This window comes from Streptomyces sp. NPDC031274, assembly GCF_055570235.1.
This window is the reverse complement of record NZ_JBVIHP010000024.1, coordinates 1-25395: the sequence shown is the minus strand read 5'-3', so window position 1 is coordinate 25395 and position 25395 is coordinate 1. Positions and strand designations below refer to the sequence as shown.

Below are 25395 nucleotides of genomic sequence, written 5' to 3'. Positions count from 1 at the left end.
ACAGGCGAAGGAGAAACCAAGGAAAACAGAAAAGCGTAGATACCCGTCTCCACGGACGGCGACGAACATCGCAACGTTGTGGGCACCCCCCGGGGAGCCGGGGCGCCCCCAACGCGTGTATACCAACTCGCCAACAGTCGTCAGAATGTTCTGACAAACCCATTGACGCTGCCGCGCACCCGCCGCTAGAACTCCCCCAGCCGCATCAGGGCGGCCGGGAGAAGAGGTGGTCCCACCATGCGAACCCCCAGACGTAGAGCCCGCACGGCAGCGGCTCTCATAGCGGTGATCGCGCTCGCGGCCGGGTGCAGCGGCTCCGGCGGCAAGGACGACGAGGACAAGTCGGGCGACGGCGGGGGAGGCGGCAAAGGCGTGGACACGCCACGCCTCAAGATCGCGATGGTCACGCACTCCGGCGAGGGCGACACCTTCTGGGACATCGTCCAGAGCGGCGCCAAGCAGGCGGCCCGCAAGGACAACGTCGATTTCCTCTACTCCAACGACAAAGAGGCCAAGGGGCAGGCCGAGCTCGTCCAGTCGGCGATCGACAAGAAGGTCGACGGCATCGTCGTCACCCTGGCCAAGCCCGAGGCGATGAAGGCGGTACTGGGTAAAGCCGAGGCCGCCGGGATACCGGTCGTCACGATCAACTCCGGCGGCGAGTTCTCCGCCGACTTCGGCGCGCTGAGCCACATCGGGCAGGACGAGTCGGTGGCGGGCGAGGCCGTGGGCGACGAGCTCAACAGACGCGGCAAGAAGAAGGCCCTCTGCGTCATCCACGAACAGGGCAACGTCTCACTCGAGCAGCGCTGCGCGGGCGTGAAGAAGACCTTCAAGGGCTCGGTGGCGAACCTCAACGTCCAAGGTACCGACGCGCCCGGCTCCCAGTCCTCCATCAGCGCGAAGCTCCAGGCCAGCACGGACATCGACGCCGTCGTCACGCTCGGCGCGCCGATCGCCGCCTACTCGGTGAAGGCCAAGGAAGACGCGAAGAGCAAGGCGGAGGTCGACACCTTCGACCTGAACGCCGAGGTCGTCAAGCGCCTCAAGGCCAAGGAGGTCGGCTTCGCCGTCGATCAGCAGCCCTACCTCCAGGGCTATCTCGCCATCGACGAGCTGTGGCTCTACAAAACCAACGCGAACGTCCTCGGAGGCGGCAAGCCCGTCCTCACCGGACCCGCCATCGTCACTGAGAAGGACGTGCCGAAGCTGGAGAAGTACACGGCCCGCGGTACCCGATGAACACACGCGTGATCCGCGTGGTCGATACTTGGGCGGCTGGGGCCGGGGATCCGGACCGGCCTCATCGAAGAGCAGAGCTAGAAGGGCACGGCGTCGTGGCAAGGGTTCAGACAGGGGTACGTGCGGTGGGCGCCGTGCTGGTCGCGGTGCTCGGGGTATCCCTCGCGGGGTGCAGCAGCACCGGCGGCAAGCGCGCCGAGGACGCACGCAAGGCGGCAACGGCACAGGGCAAGGCGGCGGTGAACACGCCGAAGTGGACGTTCGGGATGGTGACCCACTCGGGTGACGGCGACACGTTCTGGGACATCGTCCAGAGCGGTGCCGAGCAGGCCGCGGTCAAGGACAACATCAAGTTCCTCTACGCCCACAACGCCGAGGCACAGCAGCAGGCCCAGCTCGTGGACTCGTACATCGACAAGAAGGTCGACGGCATCATCGTCAGCCTCGCCAAGCCCGCCGCGATGAAGGGTGCCCTGGCCCGCGCCAAGAAGGCCGGCATCCCGGTGATCACCGTGAACTCCGGCTCCGCGGAGTCCAAGGAGTTCGGCGCGCTCACCCACATCGGCCAGGACGAGACGATCGCCGGCGAGGCTGTCGGCGACGAGCTCAACAAGCGCGGCAAGAAGAAGGCGCTCTGCATCCTGCACGAGCAGGGCAACGTCGGGCACGAGCAGCGCTGCGAGGGCGCCAAGAAGACCTTCGACGGCAAGATGCAGAACCTGTACGTCACCGGCACGAACATGCCCGACGTGCAGTCCTCCATCGAGGCCCGGCTCCAGTCCGACAAGTCCGTCGACTCGGTCGTCACGCTCGGCGCGCCCTTCGCGGACGCCGCGGTGAAGGCCAAGGACAGCGCGGGCAGCAAGGCGGAGGTCGACACCTTCGACCTGAACGAGAAGGTCGCGGCGGGCCTGAAGTCCGGCACGCTCGGCTTCGCCGTCGACCAGCAGCCCTACCTTCAGGGCTACGAGGCCGTGGACCTGCTCTGGCTCTACAAGTACAACGCCGATGTGCTCGGCGGCGGCAAGCCGGTCCTGACCGGACCGCAGATCATCACCAAGGATCAGGCCGCCGAGCTGGAGGAATACGCGAAGCGAGGGACCCGATGACAGCGACAGCTCCGGCGCCCGCGCCTTCCCCCGGCTCTCCGGACACGAAGACGGACGAGCGCCTCCTGAAGGCCTCGCCGCTGAAGAAGCTGATGGGCCGCCCCGAGCTCGGCTCCGTCGTCGGCGCCATCGCCGTCTTCATCTTCTTCGCGGTCGCCGCGGACAGCTTCCTGCAGGCCAGCAGCCTCGCCACGGTGCTCTACGCGGCATCGACGCTGGGCATCATGGCGGTGCCGGTGGCGCTCCTGATGATCGGCGGCGAGTTCGACCTGTCGGCGGGCGTCATGGTGACGACCTCCGCGCTGGTCTCGTCGATGTTCAGCTACCAGATGACGGCCAACGTCTGGGTCGGCGTACTCGTCTCGCTGGTCGTCACCCTCGCGATCGGCGTCTTCAACGGCGTGATGCTGACCCGCACCGACCCGCCGAGCTTCATCATCACGCTCGGTACGTTCCTGATGCTGACCGGCATGAACCTCGGCTTCACCAAGCTGATCAGCGGCACGGTCTCCACGAAGTCGATCGCCGACATGGAGGGCTTCTCCTCCGCCAAGAACGTCTTCGCCTCGACGCTCACCATCGGCGGCGTCGACTTCAAGATCACGATCCTCTGGTGGCTCGGCCTGATCGCGGTCGCCACCTGGGTCCTGCTCCGCACCCGCGTCGGCAACTGGATCTTCGCGGTCGGCGGCGGCGAGGAGGCGGCCCGCGCGGTCGGCGTCCCGGTCGCCATCACCAAGATCGGCCTGTACATGGGCGTCGCCTTCGGCGCCTGGATCTCGGGCCAGCACCTGCTCTTCTCGTACGACGTCGTCCAGTCCGGAGAGGGCGTCGGCAACGAGCTGATCTACATCATCGCGGCCGTCATCGGCGGCTGTCTGATCACCGGCGGCTACGGCTCCGCGGTCGGCGCGGCCGTCGGCGCCCTGATCTTCGGCATGGTCAGCAAGGGCATCGTGTTCGCCGAGTGGAACCCGGACTGGTTCAAGTTCTTCCTCGGAGTGATGCTGCTCCTGGCGACCCTGCTCAACCACTGGGTCCGCAAGCGCGCGGAGGCGACGAAGTGACCACCGACACGACCGACGTCACCGACGCGGTGCCGGACCCCGAGCCCGGCCGCACCCCGCTCGTCGAACTCGACGACGTCAGTAAGTACTACGGCAACATCCGCGCCCTCGAAGGCGTCTCCCTTGAGGTCCACGCGGGTGAGATCTCCTGCGTCCTCGGCGACAACGGCGCGGGCAAGTCGACCCTCATCAAGATCATCGCGGGCCTGCACCGGCACGACGCGGGAGAGTTCCGCATCGAGGGCAAGGACGCGAAGCTCGGCTCGCCGCGCGAGGCCCTGGACCGCGGAATCGCCACGGTCTACCAGGACCTCGCCGTGGTCCCGCTGATGCCGGTATGGCGCAACTTCTTCCTCGGCTCCGAGCCGACGAAGGGCGCGGGCCCCTTCAAGCGCCTGGACGTCGACCTCATGCGCAGGACGACCCGCGCGGAGCTGCTCCGCATGGGCATCGACCTGCGCGACGTCGACCAGCCCATCGGCACCCTGTCGGGCGGTGAGCGCCAGTGCGTGGCGATCGCGCGCGCCGTCTACTTCGGCGCCAAGGTCCTGGTCCTCGACGAGCCGACGGCGGCGCTCGGCGTCAAGCAGTCGGGCGTCGTCCTGAAGTACGTGGCGGCCGCCAGGGACGCGGGCCTCGGAGTGGTTTTGATCACCCACAACCCGCACCACGCCTACCTGGTCGGCAACCGCTTCGTCCTCCTCAAGCGCGGCACGATGTTCGGCAGCTACGCGCGCGACGAGGTCACCCTGGACGAACTGACCCGCCAGATGGCGGGCGGCAGCGAGCTGGACGACCTCCGTCATGAGCTGGAGGACAAGGCCCCGTAGCCGGTGCGGGCCCCGTAAGGGGCGCGGGGAACTCCGCGACAAGCCACGAACAAGCCGCAGTCGCGTCTGCTCGATCACCCGGCGGACGCGACTGCGGCTTTTCACGGGCTGAGCGCGCAGTTCCCCGCGCCCCTACGGGCGCACCGCGAGTCCCGTTGTGCGCGCCCCCGCGAGCGTGAGGCAGAATCGCCGCAATGAGCACCTACCGCGACCTCGCGCACCGCGGCTCCGCCCGAGCCACCGTTCTGCGGACCGTGGGCACGCGTGAGCGCCGATCCCATCTGACGGCGCCCCGCGTCCCCACCGTCGGCATCGACATCGGCGGCACGAAGGTGATGGCGGGCGTCGTCGACGCCGACGGCAACATCCTGGAGACGCTCCGTACGGAGACCCCGGACAAGTCCAAGAGCCCCAAGGTCGTCGAGGACACCATCGTCGAGCTGGTCCTGGACCTCTCCGACCGGCACGACGTGCACGCGGTGGGCATCGGCGCGGCGGGCTGGGTCGACGCGGACCGCAACCGCGTCCTGTTCGCCCCGCACCTGTCCTGGCGCAACGAACCCCTGCGCGACCGCATCTCGGGCCGCCTCGCGGTCCCCGTGCTCGTGGACAACGACGCGAACACGGCCGCATGGGCGGAGTGGCGCTTCGGCGCGGCCCGCGGCGAGGACCACCTGGTCATGATCACCCTCGGCACGGGCATCGGCGGCGCGATCCTGGAGGACGGTCAGGTCAAGCGAGGCAAGTTCGGCGTGGCCGGGGAATTCGGCCATATGCAGGTGGTCCCCGGCGGCCACCGCTGCCCGTGCGGAAACCGTGGCTGCTGGGAGCAGTACAGCTCGGGAAACGCGCTGGTCAGGGAGGCCCGCGAGCTGGCAGCGGCCGATTCCCCGGTCGCGTACGGGATCATCGAGCGGGTCAAGGGCAACATCCCCGACATCACAGGACCCCTGATCACCGAGCTGGCCCGCGACGGTGACGCGATGTGCGTGGAGCTGCTCCAGGACATCGGCCAGTGGCTGGGCGTCGGCATCGCGAACCTCGCGGCGGCCCTCGACCCCTCCTGCTTCGTGATCGGCGGCGGCGTCTCGGCCGCCGACGACCTTCTGATCGGCCCGGCGCGGGACGCGTTCCGCCGCCAGCTGACGGGGCGCGGCTACCGTCCCGAGGCCCGTATCGCCCGCGCGCAGCTGGGCCCCGAGGCGGGCATGGTGGGCGCGGCCGACCTGGCCCGCCTGGTGGCCCGCCGCTTCCGCCGGGCGAACCGCCGCCGGGTGGAGCGCCACGAACGCTACGAGCGCTACGTGGAAGCGCGCCGCACCAACGACAGCACCTCACAGGGGACTCAGTAAGCGATGACCGTGCCCCGCCAACCCTCGTCCCCGGACTCTCCGAGCTCCCCGGATCCCGCCGGCGAGGGCGGTGGCCCCCGTGAGGGCCGCCGCCACATGATCCGCCGCCGCTGGCTGACGGCCACGATCATCGTGCTCCTGATCGGCGTACCGGCCGGCTATCTGGTGATCTCCGCGAACCAGAGCCGCAACAGCGGACGCGACAAGGAGGCCAAGTACTCCGCGACCGGCCTCACCGCGGGCTGGCCCTCCAAGGTGCAGCGCCGCCTCTACGACGTGCCGATCGCCCCGTACTCCAGGGAAGTCGCCTACTACGAGACGAACAACTGGCGCACCAGTCGCCTGTACGCCCAGTTCCTGACGAGCAACAAGGGCCTGGACACGTTCCTCAAGCAGATCGGCACGAACCCGACGGAGCTGAAGAGGAACGACATCACGATCAGCAAGCGCGACCGCAAGGTGGTCGGCTGGGAGTTCACGGACCCGGGCCCCTGGCTGGGTCTCACCCACAAGAAGAAGGACCCGGCGCCGACCCTCGACGTGGTGGTGAACCGCGTCAATCCCGACCACCCGATGGTGTATGTAGTGTCTACGACAACCCCGTAACTGGCGTGTTTCATCCGCGAGTTGCCAAGGGGTCGGCTCGTACGATGACGCCCATGATCTCCATAGAGAAGTCCGACGGGGCATCCGAAGAGGAGTACGACAGACGCCGACGTGCCCAGTGGCTGTCGGGGGAGGCGCGGGCGGACGGGGTCGCGCGCAGGGACATGCTGCGGCTGCTCGCCGCGGCGGGGGCCGTGGGCGGGGTCGCGGGCGGCGCCTCGGCCCTCGGCGCACCCCGGGCGGAGGCGGCGACCGGCACGGCCGCCACCACGACCGCGGCGGCCGCCGGAATCGTGAAACCCCTCCCCGCGGACCGCTTCACGATCCGGGGCACGAACGCGGAGACCAAGTTCGAGGCGCTCGCCGGGACGCCCTTCCACACCCCCGAGTCCCACTTCTTCGTACGCAACCACACGGCGACGCCGCGTCTGGACGCGAAGACGTGGAGGCTCAAGGTCTGGGGCGACGGCCTGAAGGACGGCAAGGCGCACGAGTTCACGCTCGCGGACCTCAAACGCCTCCCGTCGACGTCACGCACCGCCTTCGTCGAATGCGCGGGCAACGGCAGAAGCTTCTTCACGACCCAACAGGGCCAGTCGGCCTCGGGCACGGCCTGGACCCTGGGGGCGATCGGCAACGCCCGCTGGCGCGGCGTGCGCCTCTCCGAAGTCCTGCGCCGGGCGGGCGTGTCGCGCCACGCGGTGGACGTGATGCCGAGGGGTCTTGACGCGGAGTACGTCACGGACGACGGCACGAACCTGGGAAAGGTCCGCCGCCCGCTCCCGCTCTCCAAGGCCCTTGACGACGTGATCCTCGCGTACGAGATGAACGGCGCCCCGCTCCCTCCGGACCACGGTTACCCGGTGAGGGTCCTGGTCCCGGCATGGGTGGGCATCGCGTCGATCAAATGGGTGGGCGACATCGAGGTCTCGTCGGAGCCGCTCTACTCCCCGTGGAACACGCAGTTCTACCGCCTGTTCGGCGAGCACTATCCCCCGGAGGGCAGCGCCCCGCTGACCCACCAGACCCTGAAGTCCGCCTTCGAACTCCCTTGGAACGCGGGCATCGAGGCGGCGACCACCCACCACCTCACCGGCCGCTCATGGTCGGCGACGGGCGCGATCGCGCGGGTGGACATCAGCACGGACGAGGGCACGACATGGCACCGGGCCCATCTCAAGGACACACCCCACCGCGCCACGTGGACCCGCTGGTCCACCCCGTGGCGTCCCAGGACTCCGGGCCCGACAACACTCCTGGCCCGCGCCACGGACACCACGGGGCGCACCCAGCCGGAGGCGACGGTGCACAACGCGCAGGGGTATCTGTTCGACGCGGTGGTGCGGCATGCGGTGACGGTGGTGTGAGAGCAGTGCGAGCCCGCAGGGCCCGCTCCTGCTAGGCCGCACTCCACCCCTCTTGGACAGCCGCGCCCACCCCCGAGTTCTGTGATTCCGCACGGGGACGTACCGCGGTCATGCCGCCAGGCGGGTGCCGCGGCGCCAGACGGCACGGGTGTTGAGGGTGTCGGTGATGTTGCTGGTCGGGTCGCCGTCGACCAGGAGAAGGTCGGCGCGGAGTCCTTCGGCGATGCGGCCCCGGTCGCTGAGGCGGAAGCGGCGGGCTGTGGTCGCCGTGGCGGCGCGCAGGGCCCGTGCGGGTGTGAGGCCGGCTGCCACGAGGTATTGCAGTTCGTGGTGCAGGCTCGCTCCGTGTGCCAGGCCCCCGAAGAACGTCTCGGGCATGGAGACGTCGGTGCCGGCCAGCACGTCGACTCCGGCGGCGTCCAGGGCGCGCACGGTGTCGTACACGTCCTCGAGCTTGCCCTGCGGGTAACGGTTGTAGCTGGAGCGCAGGGTCTGGTCCCACTTGCTGTCGAGGCGTGCGGCGACCCGGGGGTCGTCGGCGAGTTCGCTGCCGGTGATTCCCATCATCGAGGCATTGAGAGTGATGCAGGGAGTGACGAACATGCCCGCATCCTTGATGAGGCTGATGATCTCGGCGGTGTGCGGCTGGTCCATGAAGACGTGGGTGAGACCGTCGATGCCGGCTTCGGCGGCCATCCTGGTGGCCTCCACGGTCAACGCGTGGGCCACGGTGAGGGCGCCGTACTTCTTGGCTTCGGCCACACCGGCGTTCACGGTGGCCTGGTCGAGCGAGGGCAGCCCGGGGTGTCCCTCCACGCTGCCGTCGTCGATCATGAACTTGATGAAGTCGGACCCCCGGGCGAGGAGCTGGGGCACGAAGGCGGCCGCTTCCTCGGGAGTGGTGGAGAACGGCATCAGGGGCATCACCGGCGGCAGATCCCACTTCGGCCGGAAGCCTTCGGGCATCAGCTCGCTCGGGTGACCACCGGGCGGCGTCAGGGCGAAGCCGGAGGAGCGCACGTCAGCCAGGGTGTCGTCGTCGGTGATGAGCCCACGGTTCTCCCGTGTGTTCATCCCCTGCATCTCCAGTTCGGTCGTCACCCCGAACCGCAGGGCGAGCGCCAGGGAACCCGGGGCGGAGTGCACATGGGCGTCGATGAGTCCCGGCAGCAGTGTGGCGCCGCTGCCGTCGACGATCTCGCTGTCCCGAGGAGCGTCGCCACCGACACGGGCGATCCTTCCGCCGTCGATGACCACGGTGTGTACGCCTGTCGTCTTCTCTCCGTCGAAGATCTGCGCGTTGGTGATCGCGGTGAGCGCCATGGAGGTCCGCCTCGTTTTCTCACTCGTCCAAGATTTACATACCTAATGCTATGCAGTTGTCTAATGGTATGCAAATGTGCGGACCGGACCTAGACTTGGCCCCATGAGCAGCGCGTCCTTCTCCGAGCGGCCTTCCGACGACCTGGCGCTGGACCAGATCGGCCCGGCACTGTCACGTCTGCGACGACGCGCACCGGCATCGAGCAAGGACCTCTCCCGCAATCTCGTACTCAATGTGATCGCCGATGCGCCGGGCGAGACGACCGTCGGGGGCCTCGCCGCCGAAATGGGCGTCGCTCAGCCGGTGGCCAGCCGGACCGTCACCGCCTGCATGGAGGACGGACTGCTGCGCCGGGCGGCGTCCCAAGCGGACGGACGCCGCACCGTGCTCGAACTCACCGAGCGCGGCGAGGCCGAACGCAACCGCTTCGCCGCCGAACAGCGAAAGGCGTTCCAGGAGATCACCGCCGCCTGGTCGCCTGAGGAGCGGATCCAGTTCGCACGCCTCTTGACTCGATACGGAGCTGACGCCACCGCATGGTCCAAGAAGCAGGCCGCCGGTCGCGACTGAACGAGCGGTGCCGCGACATCGAATCGCGGCCAGGGGCCCAGCTCGGCTCGATCCCACCATGAACCAGCCCTTCCGCCCGCGGCCGGGACCTCGGTTCCGGCCCCGCACAGGGCGAGGCCGGACCGGCTCAGCAGGCCTGCTTGTGCGTGGTGCGGTGACGGCGGCGGCGCGCCGCGAAGCGTCCCGCCGTTGCTCGGTCGGCGGGAGCCCTGTCACTGGGCAGGGCGCGGCTGTAAGTGTGCGGGACGGTGCTTTCGGCGTGGCGGGTGTGGAGAGAGTGGATCACGTACGCGGTGGCGGTGATCAGGAGCAGGAGGGCGGCCGTGGTGAGCGCGGCGCCCCTCGTGGTCACCGCTCGGCGGCCGTGCGGACGGTGTGGGTGGAGGCGGCGCCGCCCTCGTACTCCCAGGACTCCTGCGCGCTCTGCGGCCGGTCGCCCGCGGCCATGTCGCGCGCGGTCTCGGCGGCGATGAGATCGGTGGCGGTCAGCGGGGGCCCGTCCGGGGCGCAGGCGGCGCTCATGAGCCGGGCGGCGCTCGCGTCATCCGTCTCGGGCGGGATCACCAGCAGGTCCCACCGGCCGGTCCCGTAGGACAGCAACAGCAGCTTGTGCGGGTCGAGTTCAGGGGTGAACCAGCCGACCTTCAGCACGCGGTCGTGGACGGTCACCTTGTGCGGGACGGTGGGCCAGAGCATCGGATTCACGGCGACGCGGGTGATGCGGCCCCACAGTGGATCGAGTTCGTCCGCCAGGGCGGGCAGTTCGGCGGTCAGGTCGCGCGAGCGGGGCCACCAGGCGCCGTCGAGGAGGCCGCGGCCCGTCGGGGACTTCAGCGCCACGCGGGCGGTGGGTGCCGGAGAAGGCGTGGTGGTGCGGGAGGGCGTGATGGTCGCGATCATGATGCGAACCCGTCTTCGGAGCGACACGGCGGCCGCTCTCGATGCCAGATGGTCACCGAGGACGAGACCCGCGTGGATGCCGGAGTACGAAGTGCCCTTGGTGTCTTCACGGTACTCCTGCGGGCAGGCTCGGTGACGAGTCCGTCGCCGCCCGTCGGCGTTTCCCTTCCGGCGGGGTCGGCCAGGGTCGGCCAGGTTCGGAGGGCACAGGGCGAGCCGATCGGGCGGGTACGCGTCGGACCGGCCGGTGAAGGCCGAACTCGGCGGTGGGTGCGTTCATGGCGCACGCCCTTCCGCGGGGCCGCGTGATGACGGGGGCTCCGGGGCCGTGGTGCGCCGGAAGTGACGTCGAGCGGAGTCGGCGTACGAGGAGCGACTGGAGGGCTCCGGCGTACGTCAAGTCCGTTCCCTGAGGAGTACGCTGGAGGAGGCGAGGGCTTTCGCATGCCGGTGCCCGATCATCCCGGAGCACCCACTCTTTCTCCTCGTCACCCGTTCAGGGGCAGCCCCCGACCCCGGCCGCGCCATCCGCATCCAGGCCGAGGAGTCCGTATATGTCCTTGAACTCCGTCACACATGCCACCACACTCCCGCCGGACCCGGACTACGACGGCAACTCCCCGTTCCCCGAGGGGAGTTCGATGCCCCCGCGGGGCGCCGGGGAGCGCGTGTCCGTGGCGGTGACGGCGTTGATCGTCGCGCTGCCGTTCGTGGCGATCGGCGCCACCGGATGGCTGCTGTGGGGGCGTCTGATCCATCCCGGGGACATTGTGCTCGGGGTCGCCCTGTACGTGATCACGGGTCTCGGTGTCACGGTCGGCTTCCACCGCGGTCTCACGCACGGCGGCTACCGCGCCGTCCGCCCCGTGCGCGTCGCTCTCGCGGTGGCCGGGTCGATGAGCTTCCAGGGCGATGTCGTCGGCTGGGTCGCCACGCACCGCCGCCACCACGCGTTCACCGACCGCCCGGGCGACCCGCACTCCCCGTACCGCTACGGCACGCATCTGCGGGGCCAGTTGCGCGGTCTGCTGCACGCGCACATCGGCTGGCTGTTCCGCAACGACCCCACGTCGGCCGAGCGTTACGCCCCGGACTTGCTGGCCGACCGTGACATCCGTGCGGTCTCCCGCGCCTTTCCGGCGCTGTGCCTTCTCACCCTCGCCCTGCCGCTCGGCCTGGGCTGGGCGATCGGCGGCAGCTGGCTCCATGGAGTGACCGGACTGCTGTGGGCGGGACTTGTCCGTATCGCGTTGCTGCACCACGTCACCTGGAGCGTGAACTCGCTGTGCCACATGATCGGCGAGCGCCCGTTCCGCACCCGGCGCCACGACCGGGCCACCAACCTGTGGCCGCTCGCCCTGCTCTCCTTCGGTGAGAGCTGGCACAACCTCCACCATGCCGACCCGACCAGTGCCCGGCACGGAGTGGGACGAGGTCAACTCGACCCGTCGGCCGCTGTCATCCGCCTCCTCGAACGCCTCGGCCTCGTGCACGACGTGCGCTGGCCGACGCCGGCGCGTGTCGCCGCCCGCCGCGTCTGACGGCTTCCTCCGAACGGCCCTCAAGCACCCGCAACCACGCGTCCAGGCACAGCAGTCGACAGGAGCCGCACCTCATGACACTCGCACCGATCTCCCCGCTTCCCTCCCAGCCACTGCTCCGCCTGCGCCTGGCGCCTCCCGCCGGTGGGCCCCGCGCGATCGACGGGGCATGGTGGCCGCGCTCGTACGACCTGCTCGCCGAACTTCCCGCGCTGCTCGCCGGGTTGCCCCGCACCTGGGGTCACATCGCCAGCGTCGTACTCAACGGCGCGGCGTGGCCGCCGACGCCGGGACGGATGTTCGTCGCCGGTCAGGTCGTCCGCCTGCGCAGGCGCCGGACCGCCACCACCGCGGACACCGTCGTCCTCACCGCCCCCGGCCACGGGCGCTGGGACCTGATTGTCGTCCCTCCGGATACGACCGAGGAGGCCGCGGAGTCGATCATGGCGCGAGCGGCGCGGGCGAGCTGAAACCAACACGACTCGTGACGGACCGGGCGCCTCGGCCGCCCTCAACCACCCGGTCCGGAAGGAAAGCAGACGCGTTCCCAGGGCGGACTCCGGGGAGTGGGCCGAGGGCCTGCTGGAGGAGCGTGACGAGCGTGTCCCCAGCACGAGCGCCGGATCAAGGGGGCAAGACCTGGCAAACCGTCCGCTGCCTCAAGCGCCATGAGGGCCGAGAGGCCTTCCATCTGGTCATACAGTGATAGCCAGGACCCCGCTCATAGGGGCTGTCGTGACAGATGAGAGGGTCAGGCGAGTGAGTGAGACACCGATGAACAGCCTTCAATACCGCTTTGACGGGCCGGAAGACGCTCCTGTCCTGATCTTGGGTCCCTCACTGGGTACCACATGGCACATGTGGGACCGGCAGGTGCCCGAGCTGATCAAGCAGTGGCGGGTGTTCCGTTTCGACATGCCCGGACACGGCGGTGCCCCCGCACGCCCTTGCGGGTCCGTCGGCGAGATCGCCCAGCGGCTGCTCGCCACCCTCGACGAGGTCGGCGTGCAGCGCTTCGGCTACGCGGGCTGTGCGTTCGGCGGCGCGATCGGCGCCGAGCTCGCCCTGCGGCACCCTCAGCGCGTCGCCTCCCTGGCGCTGATATCCGCCTCTCCGCGCTTCGGCAGCGCCGACGAGTTCCGCCAGCGCGGGGTCATCGTGCGGAGCAACGGGCTCGATCCCATCGCGCGTACGTCCCCCGAGCGCTGGTTCACGCCCGGCTTCGCCGCCGCGCAGCCCGCGATCACCGACTGGGCCGTACAGATGGTGCGTACGACCGACCCGGGCTGCTACATCGCCGCCTGCGAGGCTCTCGCCGCCTTCGACGTGCGTGCCGAGCTGGGGCGGATCGGGGCCCCCACCCTCGTTCTGGTGGGGTCGGAGGACCAGGTCACCGGGCAGGGCGAGGCCCGTACCCTCGTCGCCGGCATCCCGGACGCCCGCCTCGCCGTCGTGCCGGGCGCCTCCCATCTCGCTCCCGTCGAGCAGCCCGCGGCCGTCACCGACCTGCTCGTACGGCACTTCTCCACCGCCTGGCAGCTCGCCACCGACGGCACCGGGACGCACGCGGCGATCAGCGCACCGCCCATCAAGCCGGTGCTCGCCCCGCCGCTGCCCGTCTTCCCCGTCGCCGAGATCGGCCCCACGGAGCAGCCCGAAGCCGTCGGCGGCGGTCGCCCCGACCCGTACGAGGCGGGGATCAAGGTCCGCCGCGAGGTGCTCGGCGACGCGCACGTCGACCGCGCGCTCGCCGCGGCGGAGGACTTCTCCACGGACTTCCAGGAGCTCATCACGCGCTACGCCTGGGGCGAGGTCTGGAACCGGCCCGGCCTCGACCGGCGCTCCCGCAGCTGCGTCACGCTCACCGCGCTCGTCGCGGGCGGCCACCTGGAAGAGCTGGGCTTCCACACCCGCGCCGCCCTGCGCAACGGCCTCACCCCGCAGGAGATCAAGGAAGTCCTGCTCCAGGCGGCCGTCTACTGCGGCGTCCCCGCGGCGAACTCCGCCTTCAAGGTCGCCCAGGCAGTGATCCGAGAGGAAACCACGCCCCAGGAGTAGCAGGATGGGGGCATGACGACTGCCGCGAAGCGCATCAAGCTGACGAAGAAGACGCACGCCTGTGTCCGCCTGGAGCGGGACGGCCGGAGTCTCGTCATCGACCCGGGCACCTTCAGCGAACAGGACGCGGCGCTCGGCGCCGACGCGATCCTCGTCACGCACGAGCACCCCGATCATTTCAACGAGGACCGGCTGCGTGCCGGTATGGAAGCCAACCCGGCCGCCGAGATCTGGACCCTGCGCTCCGTCGCGGAGAAGATCTCGGCCGCCTTCCCCGGCCGGGTGCACACCGTCGGGCACGGCGACACCTTCACGGCCGCCGGATTCGACGTGCAGGTGCACGGCGAACTGCACGCCGTGATCCACCCGGACATCCCGCGGATCACCAACGTCGGCTATCTGGTCGACGGTTCGGTCTTCCACCCGGGCGACGCGCTGACCGTTCCCGATCAGCCGGTTCAGACGCTGATGCTGCCGGTGATGGCGCCCTGGAGCAAGATCTCCGAGGTCATCGACTATGTGCGCGAGGTCAAGCCGCAGCGTGCCTACGACGTCCACGACGCGCTGCTCACCGACCTGGCCCGGCCGATCTACGACGCGCAGATCGGGTCCCTCGGCGGCGCCGAGCACCTGCGGCTCACACCGGGGGAGTCCGCCGAACTCTGACCGGCCGGACTGAGAGTGTCAGTGGCGGCCGGTAGGTTGTGAAGCATGCGCATTGCCACCTGGAACGTGAACTCGATCACCGCTCGCCTGCCGAGGCTGCTCGCCTGGCTGGAGAGCAGCGGTACGGATGTGCTGTGCATCCAGGAGACCAAGACCACCGCCGAGGGTTTCCCCACCGAGGCGCTGCGCGAGCTCGGGTACGAGTCGGCGGTGAACGCCACAGGACGGTGGAACGGCGTCGCGCTGGTCTCCCGCGTGGGCCTCGACGACGTGACGGTCGGCCTGCCCGGCGGCCCGGAGTACGACGGGGTGCAGGAGCCGCGCGCGATCTCCGCGACCTGCGGTCCCGCACGGGTCTGGTCGGTGTACGTGCCGAACGGCCGCGAGGTGGAGCACGCGCACTACGCGTACAAGCTCCAGTGGTTCGAGGCCCTGAAGGCCGCGGTGGCCGACGACTCCGCGGGCGCGCGGCCGTTCGCGGTGCTCGGGGACTTCAATGTGGCCCCGACCGACGAGGACGTGTGGGACCCCGCCCTGTTCGAGGGCGCCACCCATGTGACCCCCGCCGAGCGCGCGGCCCTCGCGGCACTGCGGGACGCGGGGCTCTTTGACGTCATGCCGCGGCCTCTCAAGTACGCGCACCCCTTCACGTTCTGGGACTACCGCGAGCTCGGATTCCCCAAGAACAAGGGCATGCGCATCGACCTGGTGTACGGGAACGAGCCCTTCACGAAGGCGGTGACGGATGCGTATGTCGACCGCGAGGAGCGCAAGGGCAAGGGCGCGTCCGACCACGCCCCGGTCGTGGTGGACCTGGAGCTCTAGGCAGGGGCAGGGGCAGGGGCAGGGGAGGGGGCAGTAAGTCTCCCCCTCCGGGCCCCGACCCGCCCCGCCCCGCCCGGCAGAGCGGCTACTCCGGAACCAGCGCCCCCAGATCCACCGACTCCGCCAGCGCCGCGAGCCCCGCGTCCCCGGGATGCAGATGGTCCCCGCTGTCGTACGCGGCAAGGATCCGCGCCGGATTCCCCGGATCCCGCAGCACCGCGTCGAAGTCCAGGACGGCGTCGAAGTCGGCGCCGTCCCGCAGATAGCTGTTGATCTTCATCCGTTCCGCGTCCGCCGCCGCCGTGCACAGGGACTCGCCCTGGCATGGTGCGATCGTCGCCGCGACCACCCGCAGGCCCCGCGCGTGTGCCCGCTCGGCGAGCTCCCGCATACCGGCCGTCACCTGATCCGCCGACGCGCCCCAGCGGACGTCGTTGACGCCCTCGAAGACGACGACCGTACGGGCCGACGTCTGGGCGAACACATCACGGTCCAGGCGGTGCAGCGCGCTCACGCCGCCCGTGTCGGTGGAGACGCCGTCGCCGGGATAGCGGTCCGCGATCACGCGATTCGCCGAGATCCCCTGGTTGAGCACCCCGAAGCGCGGGACCTCGTCCTGTCGAAGGAGCCGGGTCGCGAGCACGTTGGGCCAGCGGTGATTCGCGTCCTGCGTCGACCTCACACCGTCCGTGATGGAGTCGCCGAGCAGCACCACGGAGCCGGGTCCGCCCGACACGTCGACTCCTGTGAGCAGCGGCCAGGTCGAGAGCGTGGACGTGTACGCCGCCGGGGAGCCCTCCGCGGCGTGATCGCCGGGGCCGCTCACGTACGAGGTCTGGATGGCCTGGCTGTGGACCGGCGCGGTGGTCACCGCCTCCGGGAGGTGGAAGCTCACCAGGAGGTTCGTGTCCTCGGGCACGTCGAAGTCGAGCGGGTCACTGAACGCCTGTGCTCCTGCGGGGAGTTGGGTGCCGGTCCGGCCTCCGAAGGACAGTGGCCGCGGCTCGCCCCGCGCGCCCGCGCCGGACTCCTGCACCGCCACCGTCGCACTCCCGATCCGTACCGGCGCCGAGGCGAACGTGTTGTCGAGCCGGATCCGCACCCGTGGCCCGCCCGTGCTGGTGTGGACGACGAGGCGCACGGTCCGGTCGGCCCACGGGCCCACCGCCGTGTACCCGGCCGTCGACGCCGACCAGCTGCCGGTCCACCCCTTCGTCGCCTGCCGCACGGAGAGCGAGAAGACATGCAGATCAGGGGCGCCGGGGTCCTTCGGCAGGGTCACCGAGGCCACCTCGCGCCCGCGCGCCACCGGTACGGTCACGACGTACAGCCGCGCCTTCTCGGCGAGTTGGCCGCCCGGGGTGTTCACATGCGGCAGCGCGACCGCCTTCGTGGCGAGCGGGCCCGAGCGCCAGTCGGGCGCCGTCAGGCGGTACGCCTCCCTCGATCCGTCCCGGTAGCGCACCGTCCCCGTACCGCTCGCCTCGCCGCCCGTGCCCGCGACCAGGAACGCCAGAGCGTCCCCGCGCCCGCGCACCCGTACGGACTGCCCGTCGGCACGGACGTTGTCCGCCCTGCCCGCGCCCGTGCGGGGCCACGTCAGGCGTGCCCTGTCCACGGCGAGCGAACGCCCAGGAGTCCAGCCCGCCGCCGCCAGATCCCGCGCGGAGAGCGAGCCGCCCGAACCGTCGAAGTCCGCGTCACCGGGACGTGCGTCGTCACTGATCGCCCGGTTGTCGAAGAGCCGCTCCAGAGGGAGCGGCCCGGGTCTGTGCGGGGCTCTGTGCGGGGCGGCCTGCGCCGCCGCCACGGGTACGACAGTGGCGAGCACCGCGAGTACGGCTGCCGCTCCCCACGAACGCCGGCCTGGACGGTGGAGCATGAAGACCCCCATGGCTGTAGCTGACGTGACGACAGGTGCGCATGAAGCTAAGGAGACCGGAGAGAAGCGTCAATGAGGGGCGCGTGAACATGACCCGAACTCGCCGGGATTCCAAGGTGTTCGCGATGGGCGCGGTGGGGCCGTTCGGGTCCGGGGTCTCGCGGCATATGCCCATGCGTACGTCGCGCCGTGCGTGGCGCGATTCACCTGATTCCGTGATCAACTGATGCAGGATACATTCCTGGAGATACGGACATTCGCGGCCCGGAAACGGGGAGGCGGGTGGCAGATGATCTTGTGCGGCCGCGCGTCGGCGAGGATCCGGCGGGGCGAGTCCCGCCGGATCCGTCGAAGGCCACAACCGCCCCACCAGCCGCGCATCCGACGCGGACAACCAATGGAGAGGCCGATCATGAACATCTCCTTCTTCGGCAGGTGGCGCCGCCAGGAGTCCACCGACCCGGCCTCAGGGCTCGCCTCGGCGTTCGACACGGACCCGGCAGGTGTGGCCGAACTCCTCTCCGAATGCGAGCTGCTGCGTTCCCAGGCCGCGGCCGCCGGTCTCGAACTCGACGACTCCCCGGCCTCGTTGACCGCCCTCGACCAGCTCCTGCCGCGCTGGCGCGACGATCCCGAGATGCTGCCCTGGCTCGGCAACGACGCGGGCCTGTACCTGGGTTCGGTCATCGTCCGTACGGTGCCCGGCACCACCTGGCACGTCTGGCCCGGCGGCAGTGCCGTCGTGCGGCTCGCGTCGGGGCGGGAGATCCCGGTGGTGGAGGCGGGCCTCGACTGGGCGGTGCAGGGCGCTCCCGAGCTGTCCCAGGTCTACGCGGAGGCCGCGGAAGCGTAGGGATGCCCTGAGCGCGGGATGACGTAACGACAAGTACGGTTAATGCCCATACGTGCGTGTCGTCCAGTAAGTCCCGTTTTCGCGTGGATAGTTTGCGCGGACCGACACCGCCAAGAGTGGGCAGGGCAGGGCATGGCCGTCGATCCGCTGATCGAGCTGCGTGATGTGAACAAGTACTACGGGGAGTTGCATGTCCTACAGGACATCAACCTCACCGTCGGCAAGGGGGAGGTGGTCGTGGTCATCGGCCCGTCAGGGTCGGGGAAATCAACGCTCTGCAGGACGATCAACCGGCTCGAGACGATCCAGTCGGGAGCCATCGCACTGGACAGGCAGCCACTTCCGAGCGAGGGCAAGGCGCTCGCCACGCTCCGCGCCGACGTCGGCATGGTGTTCCAGTCCTTCAACCTCTTCGCGCACAAGACGGTGCTGCAGAACGTCTCCCTCGCGCCGGTCAAGGTGCGGGGCCGCAAGAAGGACGAGGCCGAGCGCCGCTCCCGCGAGCTCCTGGAGCGGGTGGGCCTCGCGACGCAGGCCGACAAGTACCCCGCGCAGCTCTCGGGCGGCCAGCAGCAGCGTGTGGCCATCGCCCGCGCGCTCGCCATGGAGCCCAAGGTGATGCTCTTCGACGAGCCGACATCGGCCCTCGACCCCGAGATGATCAATGAAGTGCTCGAGGTCATGCAGGGTCTCGCCCGCGACGGCATGACCATGGTCGTCGTCACCCACGAGATGGGCTTCGCCCGCTCGGCCGCCAACCGCGTCGTCTTCATGGCCGACGGCCGCATCGTCGAGGACCGGGCCCCCGAGGAGTTCTTCAACAACCCGGAGAGCGACCGCGCCAAGGACTTCCTCTCCAAGATCCTCAAGCACTGACGGGGGGCCAGGCATGATGCGTACGACACGTCTGCTCGCGGCACTCGTCATCGCCGCCTGCGCCGCGACCGCCTGCGGCAAGGAGGGCAGCCCCCCGGTGAAGGGGCCGCAGCCCGACGAACTGCCCGAGTACCAGGTCGCGACGGGATTCACGCTGCCGGACTCCGGCACCTGGAAGAAGGCCAAGAGGCGCGGCCACCTCATCGTCGGGGCCAAGGAGGACCAGCCGTTCCTCGGCGAGAAGAACCCCGCCACAGGGGGGTACTCCGGCTTCGACATCGAGATCGCCAAGATGGTCTCGGCCTCGCTCGGCCTCGACCCGAAGTCGATCACGTTCAAGACGATCGCGTCGGCGAACCGCGAGACCGCCCTGCAGAACGGGCAGATCGACTACTACGTCGGCACCTACACCGTCAACGACCTCCGCAAGAAGCTCGTCGGCTTCGGCGGTCCCTACTACATGGCAGGGCAGGGACTGCTCGTGCGCTCCGACGAGGACGACATCGAAGGGCCGCGTGACCTGGACGGCAAGCGGGTCTGCTCGGCGGCGGGGTCGACCCCCTACCAGCGCATCCAGAAGGACTACCCGAAGGCCACGCTCATCGCGTACGACACGTACTCGGTCTGCGTCGACAACCTGCTGACCTATCAGGTCGACGCCGTCACCACCGACGACGCGATCCTCATCGGGTACGCGGCCAAGGTGCCCGACGAGCTCAAGGTGGTCGGCAAGCCGTTCTCCGAGGAGCCCTACGGCATCGGCGTCCCCAAGGGCGACACCGCCCTGCGGTTCGCCGTCGACGACGCGCTCGCCGCCCGGGAGAAGAACGGCGACTGGAAGAAGGCCTACGACGCCACGCTCGGCCTCTCCGGGGTCCCGGCGCCGAAGCCGCCCGCCATCGACCGCTACCCGGCGAGCTGAGGAGGCGTCGTGGACGTACTGACAGACAACTTCTCCACCTTCGGCAAAGGGTTCGTCGGGACCGTCGAACTCACCGTGTACGCCTCCGTCCTGGCCCTCGTGCTCGGCTTCGTGATGGCGTCGTTCCGGGTGGCGCCGGTCGGCTCCTTCCGGGCGATCGGCACCGCCTGGGTGACGATCCTGCGCAACACCCCGCTCACGCTGCTCTTCTTCGCGGTGCTGCTCGGACTCCCGCGCTTCGGACTCGTCCTGCCCTTCAAGGTGTTCGCCGTCCTCGCGCTCGGCTGCTACACCTCCGCCTTCATCTGCGAGGCACTGCGCTCGGGCATCAACACCGTCCCCAAGGGCCAGGGCGAGGCGGCCCGCAGCCTGGGGATGACCTTCGGTCAGACGCTGTCCATGGTGGTGCTCCCGCAGGCCTTCCGGTCCGTCATCCCGCCGGTCGGCTCCACCCTCATCGCACTCGCCAAGAACTCGGCCATCGCGGGCGCCTTCAGCGTCACCGAGCTGCTCGGCACGTACAAGACGCTCAGTGAGCTCGGCTACAACATCATCTGGACGTTCGTCTGGATCGCCGTCGGCTACCTGATCATCACCCTCGCCATCAGCGCCGTCTTCAATGTCCTCGAGAAGCGCTGGGGAGTCGCCCGATGAACGCCCTCTCCCACGAATCCACCGCCCTCTACGACGTACCGGGACCGAAGACCGAGCGCCGCCACAAGCTCTACGGCCTTCTCTCCACCGTGATCCTGCTCGCCCTGGTCGGCTGGCTGATCTACCTGCTCTTCGACACCGGCCAGTTCACCGCGACCAAGTGGATGCCCTTCGAGTACAAGGGCATCCAGGAACTCCTCCTGAAGGGCCTGGGGAACACCCTCAAGGCCTTCGCGATCTCCGCGGTGCTCGCGCTCGCGCTCGGCGGACTGCTCGCCATGGGGCGGCTTTCCGCTCACCGTCCTGTGCGCTGGCTCGCCACGCTCCTCGTGGAGTTCTTCCGCGCGATGCCGGTCCTGGTGATGATCTTCTTCGTCTTCGTGGCGCTGAAGGTCCAGCCGCTGCCGGCGCTGGTCACCGGGCTCACGCTCTACAACGGCTCGGTGCTCGCCGAGGTCTTCCGCTCGGGCGTGAACTCCGTGGAGCGCGGACAGCGGGAGGCGGCGTACGCGCTCGGGATGCGCAAGACGCAGGTGATGACGCACGTCCTCGTACCGCAGGCCGTGCGCGCCATGCTCCCCGCCATCATCAGCCAGTTGGTGGTAGCCCTCAAGGACACCTCACTCGGCTATCTGATCACCTATGAGGAGTTCCTCCACGCCGGGAAGCTGATCGCGTCGAACCTCGACTACGATCTACCTTTCATCCCCGTGGTTCTGGTGATCTCGCCGATCTACATCGGGATGTGCATGCTGCTTTCGTGGTTCGCCCAGTGGGTGTCCAAACGACAGCGGCGCAATCCCAAGACCGAGGCCGCGGACGTGGCATCGGCCGAACCAGGGACGCTGCTGCCGGGTCCGCAGTAGCTAAAGGGGCCAGGGCCCACCCGGCAGCAGCCGGTGATCACTGTTCGCGCAACGGGACCGACACGTATGACGGGTCGGACACGGGCGAGGAGAAGGTCAGCTGCGCGCCGGACGGGTTGTGCTCGATGTAGAGCGGGTCGACCGTGTCGACCACCAGGGCGAGCTTGTGTCCTGCCGGAACGTCGTAGGCCGTGGAGAACAACTCCAGGTCCACGCCGAACGGGCGGCCGGGAGTCTTGCCGTGGAAGGTGTACGGCGCGTTGCTGACCAGCTTGCCGAGGCCGAGCGGGCCCACGTCGTAGAGGTACGCGACGAGGGTGCCGCTCTCCTTGGTGCTGGTGAGCGTGGTGTGCAGTTTCGCCGTCCCGCGCACCTGCTGGGCCTTGTCGTACTTCTCGGACTGCCAGACGCCCGCGTAGCGCCGCGGAAGCAGCGGTACCGAGGCCACCGGTGGGATCTTGAGGAACTGGTCGAGGGCGTTCGAGAGCAGCACGGTGCCGCCGTTGGCGCCCGAGTCGACGTTCGCGCGGATCGTGGTGGAACCCGCCAGGTCGATCTTCCTCTTCGTCGCGCCGACGGACTTCCAGTCGGGATAGCCCTCGTAGCCGCCCGTGGAACGGGACTTGAGCTGGACGGGCTGCTCGTCCTCGACGCCGTTCTTCTCGCCCTTGAGGTAGTGGTCGAACCAGCGCTGGGTGGAGGTCCAGGTGTCGTTGGGCAGCCCGAGCAGGCCGGTCAACTCGGAGGTCGCGTGGTCGCCGGGGCGGAACTCCAGGCGCTTGGGGCCCGTCAACTGCTCGTAGAACTCGGCATATTGGTTGGGCGGGAAGATTGTGTCGCCCCAGGCGTTGCCCAGCATGACGGCCGCGCCGTTCTTGTTGATCTGGTCGATGTAGGTCGCGGGGGAGCGCTTCCTGCCCCACGCGATCATCTCGTCCTCCTTGTCCAGGTTGGACCCGAGGAAGTCCTTGAGGGTCTGCTGGAGTTCGGGGCCCGGCCTGCCCGTGAGGACACCGGCGCCGCCGAGGAGGCCGGCGGCCTGCTGGTGCTGGGTGCGGCCGCTGTAGATCGAGTCGATCAGGTCGCCCCAGCCGCTCAGCGCGGCCACGGCCTTGATCCGCTTGTCGTGCCCGGCGGCGAGCAGGCTGATGCCCGCGCCGTACGAGACGCCGCCCATGCCGATCTTCTCCGGGTCGGCCGGGGTGTTCTCCAGGGCCCAGTCGATGACCTTGGAGGCGTCCGCGATGTCCTTGGGGCCGCCGGTCTCGATCTCTCCGCCGGACTGCCAGAAGCCGCGCGAGTTGTAACTGACCACGACATAGCCGGAGTTCGCGAGCTTCTGGGCCTGGGCGACGTACTCGATCTGCGGCATGGCCCAGCTGGTGGGCAGCACGATCGCCGGGTATTTCGCGCCCGCCTCCGCGCCCTTGGGGGTGAAGACGTTGGCCTTGAGGATCGTGCCGCCGTCGCCGGGGATGTCGACGAAACGCACGTCCGCGGCGCTCGCCGCCGCCGGAGCGGCTGCCGGAGCGGCCGTCGGAGCCGCCTGTGCGGCCGGGGCGAGGCCGAAGGCGGCGCCGGCGACGAGAGTCGCCGACACGGCGCCCACGGTGGTCGTGCGCAGAGCCTTGCGCGGTTGTCCCACGGGTCACTCCTTACTCGTGCAAGCAAAGTGACCCGACGGTAACCTCGGGTGCTTACCGGTGGTAACCCGTCGGTAAGTTACGCGCCGGTAACGATTGGTGAGCGCTTGACCGTCAGCTGAGCGCGCTCTTCGTCTGCCAGTCCGCCCACGAGAGGTTCCACTCGCCGTAGCCGTTGCCCGGGTCGGGGGTGCCCTTCGAGCCGCTGCCGGAGACCTCGAAGGGGTCACCGACCTGGACCTGCCCGTAGAGCCAGGACGCGTCGCCGTCGCTCATGCCGATGCAGCCCGAGCTGTGGTTGGTGTTGCCGAAGTACGAGGCGTTCCAGGGCGCCGCGTGCGCGTACATGCCCGACCAGGTCAGACGCATCGAGTTGTCGACCATCTTGTCGTAGGCGTCGCCGAGGCCGACCGTCTCGGAGCGCATGTTGATCGTGCCCTCCTTGGCCATCAGGACGGACGTGCCGCCCCAGGACGCCTTGTCGCCGCCGGGGGTGCCCGCCGACATCGGCACGGTCTTGACGCTCCGCCCGTCGCGCACGAGCGTCGCCCGCTTGCTGTCCAGGTCGACCTTGACCTTCTGGCTCTTGCCGACCGTGAAGCCGGTGGAGTAGTCGCGGACGAACCAGCCGCCGTCCGTGCCCGAGTCGACGCCGTTGAGCTGGGCGTCGAGCTTCACCTTGGTGCCGGACTTCCAGTAGTCCTTGGGGCGCCAGTCGACGCGGTCCTTGCCGTCGTAGTTCTTGATCCAGCCCCAGGACCCGGTGGTGCCGTTCGAGGTCGTCACCTTCAGGTGCTTCTCGACCTCGGCCTTGTTCTTCACCGCGTGGTCGAAGACGACCGACAGGGGCTGCGCGACGCCGACCGTGGTGTCCTTGCCGGGCGTCAGGGACAGCTTGTTCACCTGCTCCGGGGCGGCCGTCCTGAACGAGGTCCGCGCGCTGCCGCCCTCGTCGGTCGTCGCCCTCACCTTGTACGAGGTGCCGGGCGCCGCCTTGCGGTCCGAGGTCCAGGTGGTGCCGTTCGCGGCGACCTTCCCGGTGAGCTCGGTGCCCTTCGCGTCGGCGACCGTGACCCGCTTCAGCTTGCCGTCGGCCAGCGTCACCTTGACCGGGGAGCCCGCCTCGGCCTGCTTGCCGTGCGGGGTCACGGAGATCTCGGGCTTGTCCGCGGCCATGTCGGCGGATGTGGACGCGGACGAGGTGCCGCCCGAGCAGGCGGTCAGGGCGGCGGCGAGCGCCGCCAGGCCCGCGGCCGTGGTCGCGGCCCCGGTGCGGCGGGGGCGTATGGAGTGGCGGCGACTCGACGAGCTCTGGGACCTCAAGGGAACGTACCTCCGTGCGAATGTGGAACTGCACGGTGAGAGGGTCAAAGGTCCCGTTGGGTTGCCTCTTGCCCCGAATTTCCCGACTAGGTCACAGAAGCGGGTTATGGGTCGGCGTGCGCGTCGGCGCTCGGTGATCGCCCGGCTACTTGGCGCGATGGGTCGCGCGCGGCGGCGTGATCGCGGGGGCCGGGGCCTGGGCGGCGCGGGTGACGTCCCCGACGAGCTCGACGACGTCGGGACCGTACGCCTGGGAGTTGACGACCTTCAGGAGCAGGACGAACGTGTTGGCGCCGTGCTTGCGGGCGAGGCGCTGGTGATGGCGGGCGAGATAGCGGGTGGCCGCCTGGTTGGTGATCGCGCGCTGGCCGCAGAAGAGGAACACGGGTCTCGCCTCCTGGTCCTGCCCGGCGGTGAGCCGCGCGAGGAGCACGTACTCCGTGAGGCCGCCCTCCATGCGGTACCGCTCGCTGCCGATCTGGAACGCGCCGCGGTCAGGGCCTGGCTCCGGGTCGGTGTTGACGCGGACGCCGGGCAGCAGGGAGTGCATGTGCGCGGCCATGCGGCGGTTGACCGCCGGGGATCCGACGCAGAACTCGGTGCGTTCGCCGAAGCTCTGCTGGGCGGCGTCGTGCGCGACGAGCTGGGCGTGCGCCCCGCAGTCCTTGATCAGCGCGGCCAGCTCGAGGAGAGCGGACACGTCGGGGCGTACGACGGTGAGCTCGGGCCCGCTTGCCTCGCGGTTCACCACGAGCAGCGACTCGGAGTTGGCGGGCAGCCCGAAGAAGGCCTGCTTGCGGCGGAGCCCCCGCCGCCAGAGGTGAGTACGGGCGAGCCAGCCCAGCACGGCACCGAGGCCGGCCGCGATCAGGCCGAGGACGATAGTGCGCACGTCTTCAGTCATGGGGGCGCATGCTAG

25 protein-coding genes are annotated in these 25395 nt (G+C 69.5%); 18 read left to right on the top strand and 7 right to left on the bottom strand.

What is annotated here, in order from left to right:
* Positions 1-237: 237 nt before the first annotated feature.
* The 7 genes from ACZ5CR_RS32105 (at position 238) to ACZ5CR_RS32075 (ending at position 7573) form a co-directional block, all read left to right on the top strand.
* A complete protein-coding gene (locus tag ACZ5CR_RS32105) occupies positions 238-1242 on the top strand; it encodes a sugar ABC transporter substrate-binding protein (protein ID WP_468863923.1) in 1005 nt (334 codons plus the stop codon).
* Between the two features lie 95 nt (positions 1243-1337).
* Positions 1338-2351, top strand: coding sequence for a sugar ABC transporter substrate-binding protein (locus ACZ5CR_RS32100; protein WP_468863921.1), 1014 nt, complete (start codon positions 1338-1340; stop codon positions 2349-2351).
* A complete protein-coding gene (locus ACZ5CR_RS32095; RefSeq protein WP_468863919.1) occupies positions 2348-3418 on the top strand; it encodes an ABC transporter permease in 1071 nt (356 codons plus the stop codon). Before ACZ5CR_RS32100 ends, ACZ5CR_RS32095 begins: the two co-directional genes overlap by 4 nt.
* Positions 3415-4248, top strand: a complete 834-nt coding sequence (locus ACZ5CR_RS32090) for an ATP-binding cassette domain-containing protein (RefSeq protein ID WP_468863916.1) — start codon at positions 3415-3417, stop codon at positions 4246-4248. The genes ACZ5CR_RS32095 and ACZ5CR_RS32090 overlap by 4 nt, the downstream gene beginning before the upstream one ends.
* A 194-nt stretch (positions 4249-4442) precedes the next feature.
* A complete protein-coding gene (locus ACZ5CR_RS32085; protein WP_468863913.1) occupies positions 4443-5600 on the top strand; it encodes an ROK family glucokinase in 1158 nt (385 codons plus the stop codon).
* Positions 5601-5603: 3 nt separating this feature from the next.
* Complete coding sequence (locus tag ACZ5CR_RS32080) at positions 5604-6206, top strand: sugar kinase (protein WP_468863911.1); 603 nt, start codon at positions 5604-5606, stop codon at positions 6204-6206.
* Between the two features lie 53 nt (positions 6207-6259).
* Positions 6260-7573: a sulfite oxidase gene (locus ACZ5CR_RS32075; RefSeq protein ID WP_468863910.1), complete on the top strand. Its 1314-nt coding sequence runs from the start codon at positions 6260-6262 to the stop codon at positions 7571-7573.
* A 108-nt stretch (positions 7574-7681) separates the two neighbouring features.
* On the opposite strand, the gene ACZ5CR_RS32070 is transcribed toward ACZ5CR_RS32075, so the two are convergent.
* Positions 7682-8896, bottom strand: a complete 1215-nt coding sequence (locus ACZ5CR_RS32070; protein WP_468863907.1) for an amidohydrolase family protein — start codon at positions 8894-8896, stop codon at positions 7682-7684.
* Between the two features lie 103 nt (positions 8897-8999).
* Here ACZ5CR_RS32070 and ACZ5CR_RS32065 point away from each other — a divergent pair, with 103 nt between their 5' ends.
* Entirely contained in the window at positions 9000-9467 is a 468-nt protein-coding gene (locus tag ACZ5CR_RS32065) for a MarR family winged helix-turn-helix transcriptional regulator (protein ID WP_468863905.1), read from the top strand.
* A gap of 127 nt (positions 9468-9594) precedes the next feature.
* Here ACZ5CR_RS32065 and ACZ5CR_RS32060 read toward each other — a convergent pair whose 3' ends face one another.
* Together ACZ5CR_RS32060 and ACZ5CR_RS32055 are read right to left on the bottom strand one after the other, a co-directional pair.
* On the bottom strand, positions 9595-9819 hold the full coding sequence (locus ACZ5CR_RS32060) for a hypothetical protein (RefSeq protein WP_468863903.1): 225 nt from the start codon (positions 9817-9819) through the stop codon (positions 9595-9597).
* Positions 9816-10367, bottom strand: a complete 552-nt coding sequence (locus ACZ5CR_RS32055) for a DUF5994 family protein (RefSeq protein ID WP_468863901.1) — start codon at positions 10365-10367, stop codon at positions 9816-9818. Before ACZ5CR_RS32055 ends, ACZ5CR_RS32060 begins: the two co-directional genes overlap by 4 nt.
* Before the next feature lie 554 nt (positions 10368-10921).
* Here ACZ5CR_RS32055 and ACZ5CR_RS32050 point away from each other — a divergent pair.
* The 5 genes from ACZ5CR_RS32050 to ACZ5CR_RS32030 all read left to right on the top strand — a co-directional run bounded on the left by ACZ5CR_RS32050 (position 10922) and on the right by ACZ5CR_RS32030 (position 15457).
* The gene (locus tag ACZ5CR_RS32050) at positions 10922-11908 is read left to right on the top strand and encodes an acyl-CoA desaturase (protein ID WP_468863899.1); all 987 of its coding nucleotides are present in this window, start codon (positions 10922-10924) and stop codon (positions 11906-11908) included.
* A 74-nt stretch (positions 11909-11982) separates the two neighbouring features.
* Positions 11983-12378 (top strand): DUF5994 family protein, encoded by a 396-nt coding sequence (locus ACZ5CR_RS32045; protein ID WP_468863897.1) that lies wholly within the window; start codon positions 11983-11985, stop codon positions 12376-12378.
* A 289-nt stretch (positions 12379-12667) separates the two neighbouring features.
* Complete coding sequence (pcaDC, locus tag ACZ5CR_RS32040) at positions 12668-13966, top strand: bifunctional 3-oxoadipate enol-lactonase/4-carboxymuconolactone decarboxylase PcaDC (RefSeq protein ID WP_468863895.1); 1299 nt, start codon at positions 12668-12670, stop codon at positions 13964-13966.
* A 33-nt stretch (positions 13967-13999) separates the two neighbouring features.
* Positions 14000-14632, top strand: coding sequence for an MBL fold metallo-hydrolase (locus ACZ5CR_RS32035; RefSeq protein WP_468864144.1), 633 nt, complete (start codon positions 14000-14002; stop codon positions 14630-14632).
* Between the two features lie 45 nt (positions 14633-14677).
* Positions 14678-15457: an exodeoxyribonuclease III gene (locus tag ACZ5CR_RS32030; protein WP_468863893.1), complete on the top strand. Its 780-nt coding sequence runs from the start codon at positions 14678-14680 to the stop codon at positions 15455-15457.
* Positions 15458-15542: 85 nt separating this feature from the next.
* On the opposite strand, the gene ACZ5CR_RS32025 is transcribed toward ACZ5CR_RS32030, so the two are convergent.
* On the bottom strand, positions 15543-17339 hold the full coding sequence (locus ACZ5CR_RS32025) for an SGNH/GDSL hydrolase family protein (RefSeq protein ID WP_468863891.1): 1797 nt from the start codon (positions 17337-17339) through the stop codon (positions 15543-15545).
* 412 nt (positions 17340-17751) lie between these two features.
* Between ACZ5CR_RS32025 and ACZ5CR_RS32020 the strand changes: the two genes are divergently transcribed.
* The 5 genes from ACZ5CR_RS32020 (at position 17752) to ACZ5CR_RS32000 (ending at position 21510) form a co-directional block, all read left to right on the top strand.
* Positions 17752-18192 carry a DUF6278 family protein gene (locus ACZ5CR_RS32020; protein WP_468863889.1) on the top strand — a complete coding sequence of 147 codons (441 nt, stop codon included), beginning with the start codon at positions 17752-17754 and terminating at the stop codon, positions 18190-18192.
* Positions 18193-18324: 132 nt separating this feature from the next.
* Complete coding sequence (locus ACZ5CR_RS32015) at positions 18325-19068, top strand: amino acid ABC transporter ATP-binding protein (RefSeq protein WP_468863886.1); 744 nt, start codon at positions 18325-18327, stop codon at positions 19066-19068.
* 16 nt (positions 19069-19084) lie between these two features.
* A complete protein-coding gene (locus tag ACZ5CR_RS32010) occupies positions 19085-19990 on the top strand; it encodes a glutamate ABC transporter substrate-binding protein (RefSeq protein ID WP_468864141.1) in 906 nt (301 codons plus the stop codon).
* Positions 19991-19999: 9 nt separating this feature from the next.
* Positions 20000-20644, top strand: coding sequence for an amino acid ABC transporter permease (locus ACZ5CR_RS32005; protein ID WP_468863885.1), 645 nt, complete (start codon positions 20000-20002; stop codon positions 20642-20644).
* Entirely contained in the window at positions 20641-21510 is an 870-nt protein-coding gene (locus ACZ5CR_RS32000; RefSeq protein WP_468863882.1) for an amino acid ABC transporter permease, read from the top strand. The genes ACZ5CR_RS32005 and ACZ5CR_RS32000 overlap by 4 nt, the downstream gene beginning before the upstream one ends.
* A gap of 37 nt (positions 21511-21547) precedes the next feature.
* Here ACZ5CR_RS32000 and ACZ5CR_RS31995 read toward each other — a convergent pair whose 3' ends face one another.
* From ACZ5CR_RS31995 to ACZ5CR_RS31985, 3 genes are all read right to left on the bottom strand, one after another.
* The gene (locus ACZ5CR_RS31995) at positions 21548-23155 is read right to left on the bottom strand and encodes an alpha/beta fold hydrolase (protein ID WP_468863879.1); all 1608 of its coding nucleotides are present in this window, start codon (positions 23153-23155) and stop codon (positions 21548-21550) included.
* A gap of 112 nt (positions 23156-23267) precedes the next feature.
* Entirely contained in the window at positions 23268-24476 is a 1209-nt protein-coding gene (locus ACZ5CR_RS31990; protein WP_468863878.1) for a L,D-transpeptidase, read from the bottom strand.
* Between the two features lie 145 nt (positions 24477-24621).
* Entirely contained in the window at positions 24622-25380 is a 759-nt protein-coding gene (locus tag ACZ5CR_RS31985; RefSeq protein ID WP_468863875.1) for a hypothetical protein, read from the bottom strand.
* Between the last annotated feature and the right edge of the window lie 15 nt (positions 25381-25395).

Coding starts and splice junctions, on each gene's coding strand:
- ACZ5CR_RS31985 (WP_468863875.1), bottom strand. CDS start 25,380: ATGACTGAAGACGTGCGCACTATCGTCCTCGGCCTGATCGCGGCCGGC.
- ACZ5CR_RS32105 (WP_468863923.1), top strand. CDS start 238: ATGCGAACCCCCAGACGTAGAGCCCGCACGGCAGCGGCTCTCATAGCG.
- ACZ5CR_RS32025 (WP_468863891.1), bottom strand. CDS start 17,339: ATGCTCCACCGTCCAGGCCGGCGTTCGTGGGGAGCGGCAGCCGTACTC.
- ACZ5CR_RS32000 (WP_468863882.1), top strand. CDS start 20,641: ATGAACGCCCTCTCCCACGAATCCACCGCCCTCTACGACGTACCGGGA.
- ACZ5CR_RS32085 (WP_468863913.1), top strand. CDS start 4,443: ATGAGCACCTACCGCGACCTCGCGCACCGCGGCTCCGCCCGAGCCACC.
- ACZ5CR_RS32095 (WP_468863919.1), top strand. CDS start 2,348: ATGACAGCGACAGCTCCGGCGCCCGCGCCTTCCCCCGGCTCTCCGGAC.
- ACZ5CR_RS32010 (WP_468864141.1), top strand. CDS start 19,085: ATGCGTACGACACGTCTGCTCGCGGCACTCGTCATCGCCGCCTGCGCC.
- ACZ5CR_RS32045 (WP_468863897.1), top strand. CDS start 11,983: ATGACACTCGCACCGATCTCCCCGCTTCCCTCCCAGCCACTGCTCCGC.
- ACZ5CR_RS32075 (WP_468863910.1), top strand. CDS start 6,260: ATGATCTCCATAGAGAAGTCCGACGGGGCATCCGAAGAGGAGTACGAC.
- ACZ5CR_RS32055 (WP_468863901.1), bottom strand. CDS start 10,367: ATGATCGCGACCATCACGCCCTCCCGCACCACCACGCCTTCTCCGGCA.
- ACZ5CR_RS32070 (WP_468863907.1), bottom strand. CDS start 8,896: ATGGCGCTCACCGCGATCACCAACGCGCAGATCTTCGACGGAGAGAAG.
- ACZ5CR_RS32030 (WP_468863893.1), top strand. CDS start 14,678: ATGCGCATTGCCACCTGGAACGTGAACTCGATCACCGCTCGCCTGCCG.
- ACZ5CR_RS32065 (WP_468863905.1), top strand. CDS start 9,000: ATGAGCAGCGCGTCCTTCTCCGAGCGGCCTTCCGACGACCTGGCGCTG.
- ACZ5CR_RS32020 (WP_468863889.1), top strand. CDS start 17,752: ATGAACATCTCCTTCTTCGGCAGGTGGCGCCGCCAGGAGTCCACCGAC.
- ACZ5CR_RS32080 (WP_468863911.1), top strand. CDS start 5,604: ATGACCGTGCCCCGCCAACCCTCGTCCCCGGACTCTCCGAGCTCCCCG.
- ACZ5CR_RS32015 (WP_468863886.1), top strand. CDS start 18,325: ATGGCCGTCGATCCGCTGATCGAGCTGCGTGATGTGAACAAGTACTAC.
- ACZ5CR_RS32050 (WP_468863899.1), top strand. CDS start 10,922: ATGTCCTTGAACTCCGTCACACATGCCACCACACTCCCGCCGGACCCG.